Below are 6,014 nucleotides of genomic sequence, written 5' to 3' on the forward strand. Positions count from 1 at the left end.
CGGCCAGGAATCCATGCTTCAAGGAATCAATGTGAGCAAGAAGATCAAGTGCGCGCTGATCGGCTCGGGCAACATCGGCACCGACCTGATCTCCAAGATCCAGCGCAGCCCGGTGCTGGAGGCGGTCTGGATGGTCGGCATCGACCCGGAATCCGAGGGCCTGCAGCGCGCCCGCGACCTGGGCCTGAAGACCACCCATCTGGGCGTGGACGGCCTGCTGCCGCATGTGCTGGAAGACGGCATCCAGATCGCCTTCGACGCCACCAGCGCCTATGTGCATGCCGAGAATTCGCGCAAGTTGAACGAACTCGGCGTGCTGATGATCGACCTGACGCCGGCGGCCATCGGCCCGCTGTGCGTGCCGCCGGTGAACCTGCGCGAGCACGCCGACCGCGTCGAGATGAACGTCAACATGATCTCGTGCGCAGGTCAGGCGACGATCCCGATCATCCACGCGATCAGCCGCGTGCAGCCGGTCGAGTACGGCGAGATCGTCGCCAGCCTGGCGTCGAAGTCGGTCGGCCCGGGCACCCGCGCCAACCTCGACGAGTTCACCTACACGACGTCGAACGCGATCGAGCGCGTCGGCGGCGCCAGGAAGGGCAAGGCGCTGTGCATCATCAACCCGGCCGAGCCGCCGATGATCATGCGCAACACCATCAACTGCCTGACCGAAGGCGAGCCGGACCAGGCCAGGATCATCGACTCGGTGCTGGCGATGATCGAGGAAGTGCAGAAGTACGTGCCCGGCTACCGGCTGGTCAACGGCCCGCTGTTCGACGGCCGCCGCGTCGCGGTCTTCATGGAGGTCAAGGGCCTGGGCGACTACCTGCCGACCTACGCCGGCAACCTCGACATCATGACTGCCGCCGCCTGCCGCACCGCCGAGATGTTCGCCGAGGAGATCCTCGCCGGAAAGATCACGCTCAAGCCGACCGCGCCCGCGCTGGTCGCCTGACGCCCGAAGGAGTAGACCGACATGACGACGAACCTGAAGGGCCGCAAGGTTGTCCTGCATGACATGTGCCTGCGCGACGGCATGCATGCCAAGCGCGAGCAGATCTCGATCGACGAGATGGTCCGGGTCGCCACCGCGCTGGACGCGGCCGGCGTGCCGCTGATCCAGGTCACGCACGGCGCGGGCCTGGGCGGCAACTCGCTGCAGCACGGCTTCGCGCTGGCGAAGAACGAGGAGTACCTGAGCGCGGTCTGCCCGCTGATGAAGCAGGCCAGGGTCAGCGTGCTGCTGATCCCGGGTCTGGGCACGATGCGCGAGCTGCAGAGCGCCTTCGACTGCGGCGCCCGCAGCGTGCATGTGGCGACGCACTGCACCGAGGCCGACACCGCGCCGCAGCACATCGCCTTCGCGCGCAGGCTCGGCATGGACACCACCGGCTTCCTGATGATGGCGCACCTGAACAGCCCCGAAGGGCTCGCGCAGCAGGCGCTGAAGATGGAGAGCTACGGCGCGCAGACCGTCTACATCACCGACTCGGCCGGCTACATGCTGCCCGAGGACGTGACCGCAGCCGTCACCGCGCTGCGCGAGGTGCTGAAGCCCGAGACCGAGATCGGCTTCCACGGCCACCACAACCTGGGTCTGGGCATCAGCAACTCGATCGCCGCGATCGCCGCCGGTGCCAGCCGCATCGACGGCTCGGTCGGCGGTCTGGGCGCGGGCGCGGGCAACACGCCGCTGGAGGTGTTCCTGGCGGTGTGCGAGCGCATGGGGATCGAGACCGGCGTCGACCTGTTCAAGCTGATGGACGTGGCCGAGGACGTGATCCTGCCGATGATGGCCGAGCGCATCGTTCGCATCGACCGCGACTCGCTGACGCTGGGCTTCGCGGGCGTCTATTCGACCTTCCTGCTGCATGCCAAGCGGGCCGAGAAGCGCTTCGGCGTGCCGGCGCGCGACATCCTGGTCGAGCTGGGCCGCAGGAAGATGATCTCCGGCCAGGAGGACATGATCGAGGACACCGCGATGACGATGGCCAAGGAGCGCGGCCTGCTGCAGGACGTGGCCCGCATGAAGGTGAACGCATGAACACCGGCACGCAGCGTGAACTGGCGGTGGTCGTCGGCGCCACCGGCGCCTTCGGCCAGGCCATCGTCGAGCGGCTGGTCGGTCGCGGTCTGACGGTGCTGGCGGTCGCGCGCGGCACGGACAGCCTGGCGGGTCTGGCCGAGCGCTTCGGTCCGCGGCTGCTGCCGTGCGCGGCCGACATCTCGGGCGACGCCTCGATCGAGGCGATCCGCGCCACGGTCGACGCGCAGCACGCGCTGGATGGCGCGCCGGTGCGGCTGGTGGTGCACGGCCCCGGCGTCGCGGTGGCCGGCGGCATCGCCCAGGTGCCGACCACGGCGATGGTCGACGCGGTCAACATCAAGGTCGGCGGCCTGCTGCGGCTGACCCGCGCGGTGGAGCACCGGCTGGTGCGCGGCTCGCGTGTGGTGGCCATCGCCGGCCACTACGGGCTGGAGCCGACCGCCTACGCGGCGGCGGCCGGCGTCGCCAACGCGGCGCTGTTCAACGTCATGCGCCAGCTCGGACTGCACCACGGCGCACGCGGCATCACCACGCACACGCTGGCGCCGGGCCCGGCCGACACCGAGCGGCTGCACCGCGTCATCGCCGACCGCGCCGCGCTGCAGGGCACCACGCCCGAGGCGGTGCTCGACGCGATGCGCGCTGATTCGAGCATCGGCCAGCTCACCACGCCGGCACAGGTCGCCTGGGCGGTGGCGCTGCTGCTCGACCCGGAGGCCGACGTGCTGACCGGCTCGACGCTCATGCTCGACGCCGGACGCCGGCGCGGCCTGCCCTGATCCGCCTGATCGCTCGCGAGGAGATTCCATGCCCCTGGCCACTATCCATGTGCTCGCCGGCCATCCGCGGCCGGTGCTCAAGACCCTGGTGCGCGAGGCCGCGGCCACGCTCGCGCGCGTCATCGACGCGCCGCCCGAGCGCCTGCAGGTCTGGATCACCGAGGTCGATCCGGAGCTGTACGCGATCGCCGGCGTGCCGGCCGACGAGGTGCTGGCCGAGCGGCCCCGCGCCGAGGTCGAGATCCCGCTGGTGCGCCTGGCGCTGATGGAGGGCCGCCCGGTCGAGACGCTGCACCGCGTCATGGCCGAGATGAGCGCGGTCACCGCACGCGTGCTCGGCGGCGATCCGCAGCGGGTGCGGGTGATGATCGATCCGGTCCACCCCGACCGCTGGGCCATCGGCGGCGTGCCCGCCAGCGTCGCGCGCGCGGCCGAGCTCGCGGCGCGGCGCTGACCGAGCGCGCGGCCACGCACTTGCCGGCCGCAGTCCTCCCGATTCCCTGACGGCCATCGAGGCACCCCGGCGATCAGACCGGGGGCCCTGGGGATCCCTTTTCACTTTTCCATGCCCCACGAGGAGACAAGCATGAACTTCACCCGCACCGCGGCCGCCGCGCTGCTGCTGGCCCTGGGCGCCGGCGCCCACGCCACCGAGAACGGCCAGACCACCGCCGCGGCCGGCGCCGAGGGCTTCCTGGCCGGCGCGCTGCCGCCACCCGGCCTCTACGGCCTGATCTACGCCAACCACTACCGCGCCGACCGCTTCAACGGCGGCGACGGCCAGGCCCTGATTCCCGGCTTCAAGGTCCGCGCCAACGTGCTGGTCGGCCGCCTCGTCTACATGAGCGACACCCTGGTGCTGGGCGGCCAGCTCGGCGCCTATGGCGTGCTGCCGCTGGTCGACCTGAAGGTCGAGGCGGGCGGCGCCAGCGGCAGCCACACCGGCCTGGGCGACCTGGAGGCCGGACCGCTGATCGCCTGGCACCACAGCCCGCAGCTGCACACCGCCGCCGCGGTGGTCGGGGTGCTGCCGACCGGCGACTACGACAAGAACCGCCTGGCCAACACCGGCAACCATGTCACCACGCTGCGCGGCGTGTACGTGGCGTCCTACCTGGGCGAGTCGGTCGACGCGTCGACCAAGCTGACCTACTCGATCAACCGGAAGAACGACGCGACCGACTACCGCAGCGGCCAGTACCTGCATGCGGACTGGAACCTGGGCTGGCGGGTCGCGCCGACCTGGCAGATCGGCCTGCAGGGCTACCTGATCCGCCAGACCACCGACGACAGGATGGGCGGCGCCACCGTCGGCGACGGTTTCCGCACCCGTGTCTTCGCCGCCGGCCCGGCCGTGCGCTGGCAGGCCTCGCCGAGCGGCCCGTCGCTCGAGCTGCGCGCGCTGAAGGAAAGCGGTGCGCGCTATCACTCGAGCGGCACCTCGCTGTGGCTGAAGGCGGTCTTCCCGCTCTGAACCGGAGCGCACGATGGCCGAGCCTGCCTGCCGGCTGCAGCCCCAGGGCTGCGCCTGCGAATCCCTGCGGCCGACCGACGAGCTGGTCTCGCGGCTGCACTTCGATGCCGCCGAGGGCCGCATCTGGCTGGGCGAACAGCGCATGCTGCTGCTGCACAGCAGCACGATGGGCGTGCTGCGCCAGGAGCTGATCGAGGGCCTGGGGCTGGACCGCGCCCGCGGCCTGATCACCCGCATCGGCTACCACTGCGGCGCGCACGACGCCGAGCTGGCCCGCCACCTGCACCCGCAGGGCGCCTCGGCCGACGCGGTCTGCATCGGGCCGCAGCTGCACATGCTCGAGGGGGTGGCGCGGGTCGAGAAGGTGCGCCTGGAGGTCGACCAGGAGGCCGGCCATTTCCTGGGCGAGTTCAACTGGCACGGCTGCGCCGAGGCCGAGGCGCATGTGCAGGCCTACGGCATCGGCAGCGACACCGTCTGCTGGCAGCAGACCGGCTATGCCAGCGGCTTCGTCAGCCGCTTCATGGGCCGGCCGGTGGTCTTCCGCGAAATCCAGTGCCGCGCGCAGGGCGCGCCGCACTGCGTCATCGTCGGCCGCCCGGCCGAGGCCTGGCAGGACGCCGAGGCCGACCTGGCGCGGCTGCGCGCCGACGAGCTCAGCCTCGGGGTGGCCGCGCGCGCCGGGCGCCCGCCGCTCGACGACCAGGCGGTGGTCGGCGTCTCGGCCGCCTTCAACGCGGTCTGCCACATGGTGCGCCGCGCCGCGCGCACCCAGGCCACCGTGCTCTTTCTCGGCGAGAGCGGCGTCGGCAAGGAGGTGCTGGCGCAGGCGCTGCACCGCATCGGCCCGCGCGCGGCCGGGCCCTTCGTCGCGATCAACTGCGCGGCGATTCCCGACGAGCTGATCGAGAGCGAGCTCTTCGGCGTCGACAAGGGCGGCTACACCGGCGCGATGACGACGCGCCCGGGCCGCTTCGAGCGCGCGCACGGCGGCACGCTCTTTCTCGACGAGATCGGCATCCTGGGCTGGACCGCGCAGGGCAAGCTGCTGCGCGCGCTGCAGGAGCGCGAGATCGAGCGCGTCGGCGGCACGCAGACGGTGCGAGTCGACGTGCGGGTGGTGGCGGCGACCAACCTCGACCTGAAGCGCGAGGTCGAGGCCGGGCGCTTCCGCGCCGACCTGTACTACCGCCTGAACGTGCTGCCGGTGCGGGTGCCGCCGCTGCGCGAGCGCCGCGAGGACATCCCGGTCTTCCTGAACCATTTCCTGCACCGCTTCAACCAGCGCGACGGCCGGCGTGTCACCGGCTTCACCGGCCGCGCGATCGACGCGCTGCTGGCCTACGACTGGCCCGGCAACATCCGCGAGCTCGAGAACCTGGTCGAGCGCGGCGTGGTGCTGGCCAGCGACGACGGCGCGATCGACCTGGCGCATCTCTTCGTCGGCGACGAGGCGCTGCCGGCGCGCTGGCTGGCCCTGCAGCGCGACGGCAGCCTGCGCCTGCAGGCGGCCAACGACCCGGCCGCGCCCGAGGCGGGCGGCCCGGCCAGTGCGCACGACGACGCCGAACGCCTGGCGCGCCAGGTGCAGGCGCTGCACATCGCCGAGGTCGAACTCTCCGGGCGTTTCCGCTACACGCACCAGCTCTGGCAGGAGTTCCACGCCGCGCGCGGCCTGCGCGACCTGCCGCTGAAGCACCCGGCGGGCTTG

Annotated in this window: 6 protein-coding genes; all 6 read left to right on the forward strand. The window is 71.7% G+C overall.

The window, feature by feature from the left end; genetic code table 11:
- Positions 1–31 precede the first annotated feature (31 nt).
- Positions 32–958, forward strand: coding sequence for an acetaldehyde dehydrogenase (acetylating) (locus HZU84_RS09295; protein WP_244954569.1), 927 nt, complete (start codon positions 32–34; stop codon positions 956–958).
- A gap of 21 nt (positions 959–979) precedes the next feature.
- Entirely contained in the window at positions 980–2,047 is a 1,068-nt protein-coding gene (gene dmpG, locus HZU84_RS09300) for a 4-hydroxy-2-oxovalerate aldolase (protein WP_149505623.1), read from the forward strand.
- Positions 2,044–2,829, forward strand: coding sequence for an SDR family NAD(P)-dependent oxidoreductase (locus HZU84_RS09305; RefSeq protein ID WP_149505622.1), 786 nt, complete (start codon positions 2,044–2,046; stop codon positions 2,827–2,829). The genes dmpG and HZU84_RS09305 overlap by 4 nt, the downstream gene beginning before the upstream one ends.
- Before the next feature lie 28 nt (positions 2,830–2,857).
- Positions 2,858–3,283 (forward strand): tautomerase family protein, encoded by a 426-nt coding sequence (locus HZU84_RS09310; RefSeq protein ID WP_149505621.1) that lies wholly within the window; start codon positions 2,858–2,860, stop codon positions 3,281–3,283.
- A 132-nt stretch (positions 3,284–3,415) separates the two neighbouring features.
- Positions 3,416–4,303: a SphA family protein gene (locus HZU84_RS09315; protein ID WP_180692866.1), complete on the forward strand. Its 888-nt coding sequence runs from the start codon at positions 3,416–3,418 to the stop codon at positions 4,301–4,303.
- Between the two features lie 13 nt (positions 4,304–4,316).
- A partial coding sequence (locus tag HZU84_RS09320) for a sigma-54-dependent Fis family transcriptional regulator (RefSeq protein WP_180692867.1) occupies positions 4,317–6,014 on the forward strand: 1,698 nt, incomplete at its 3' end.

This window comes from Sphaerotilus sulfidivorans, from assembly GCF_013426975.1.
In the GTDB taxonomy this organism is placed as follows: domain Bacteria; phylum Pseudomonadota; class Gammaproteobacteria; order Burkholderiales; family Burkholderiaceae_C; genus Sphaerotilus; species Sphaerotilus sulfidivorans.

Bases quoted from the DNA above. Each gene is read 5' to 3' on its own strand.
- dmpG (WP_149505623.1), top strand. From the start codon at position 980: ATGACGACGAACCTGAAGGGCCGCAAGGTTGTCCTGCATGACATGTGC.
- HZU84_RS09305 (WP_149505622.1), top strand. From the start codon at position 2,044: ATGAACACCGGCACGCAGCGTGAACTGGCGGTGGTCGTCGGCGCCACC.
- HZU84_RS09310 (WP_149505621.1), top strand. From the start codon at position 2,858: ATGCCCCTGGCCACTATCCATGTGCTCGCCGGCCATCCGCGGCCGGTG.
- HZU84_RS09315 (WP_180692866.1), top strand. From the start codon at position 3,416: ATGAACTTCACCCGCACCGCGGCCGCCGCGCTGCTGCTGGCCCTGGGC.